The following is a 1,440-nucleotide window of genomic DNA, read 5'->3' on the forward strand; positions in this document are numbered from 1 at the left end:
TCTGTCGGCTGAAATGCCGATCTCACGCCAAAACGGGCAAAAACGCAGGTAAAGACAGACGGGCATCGCAATCAGCCGAGTTTCCACACAGCCTCCGGACTTAGCGGACTCACACTTGAGCGAGCAACCCAGTTCACCTACGCTTGAACATGCTAGTTCTCATAAACAGGCGCAAGTTGAAGGAAAGATCATATGTTATGAATGGATTTCCATTATTCGCTGGCAACACATTGACGCCTGTTTGGGTCGCTAATGCTGTTTAGAGAGTCCCCTGAGCTTCTTGCTATTTCGCGACGCTGGTACAAAGCTTTGTTTTCACGCAACGAAAAGGAACTCCAAAACTATCTATCAGAAGCATCGGAGCTCCGTTTCGTTGGTTCTGCTGACGGAGAGTTGTGGGCGGGTCGAGCGGTTCGGGAAGCTATCGGAAGGCATTTTGAAGAGGTGCCCGATGTTTTGGACAGACAAGAACTCTTGGGAGAAGCTTTTGAGATTGGAGATGCGGGCTGGTCGTTTTTTTCCAATCGTTTTTGGTTTAAAGGTCTAGCGGAACCAGTGGATTTTCGGACGACGTTGATCTTTGTTCTGGAGCACGGTTCTTGGAAAATCGTGCATCGACACGCGTCACTGCCGTCGGCGAATGAAACAAGGATCGGCCACGAACACAAAGCGATTCAGGAACTTCTGGACGCCATGCATGATGACTTCAGCATTAAACAGAGTGAAGGCTTGGCTTCCATTATGTTCACAGACATCGTTAACTCTTCACCTATTGCTGAAGCCATAGGAGATCGGGCTTGGACGACCATTGTCGCCAGGCATTTTGATGACCTTAAAGGTGCCATCGAAGCAAATGGTGGAGAGCTCATTAAATCCCTTGGCGATGGAACAATGTCGAGCTTTTCTTCCGCGCGTTCCGCTTTGGCTACCGCAAAAGCCATTCAACTAGGATTATCGCAGCAGGATCTTGAGCCGAAGCTAAGTCTACGGATTGGGATACATACCGGTGAAGTTGTGCGGGCAAAAGATGACTTCTTCGGTACCGTGGTCAACAAGGCAGCACGCATAACTTCGGTTGCAGGGCAAGGTGAAATCTGCCTGTCAGACACGACCCATGCTGTTGCGGGAACGGATTTTGAATACGTTTTTTCTGATCCTGAAACGGTCTCACTGAAAGGTCTTGAAGGAAGTCATCAAGTTCGTTTTCTCAATTGGCGAAACTAGCATAATCCTTGGTATTGTCGACCGCTTTGGGCTCAGCGCCGTCATTTGACTCTTTTTATCGGATGACTGGATCGCGATGGATAGCGGCCCTTGCGATGATCGATTCCATTCACCCATTTAGCGTGATTCATGTGCGACAGGAGGATTGTCCATGTCGCATCTGTTTTGGCTCGACCAAGAGCGTCTCAACCGCATCAAGCACATGTTCCCAAAGCA

Annotated in this window: 1 protein-coding gene; it reads left to right on the forward strand. The window is 49.1% G+C overall.

What is annotated here, in order from left to right; all coding sequences use genetic code 11:
• Positions 1-252: 252 nt before the first annotated feature.
• A complete protein-coding gene (locus tag CLV88_RS22790; RefSeq protein ID WP_106610703.1) occupies positions 253-1,224 on the forward strand; it encodes an adenylate/guanylate cyclase domain-containing protein in 972 nt (323 codons plus the stop codon).
• Positions 1,225-1,440 lie beyond the last annotated feature (216 nt).

It is taken from the genome of Shimia abyssi, assembly GCF_003014475.1.
Lineage (GTDB): Bacteria > Pseudomonadota > Alphaproteobacteria > Rhodobacterales > Rhodobacteraceae > Shimia > Shimia abyssi.

What these genes read in the sequence shown, in the direction of transcription:
- CLV88_RS22790 (WP_106610703.1), top strand. Translation starts at nt 253, where the DNA reads ATGCTGTTTAGAGAGTCCCCTGAGCTTCTTGCTATTTCGCGACGCTGG.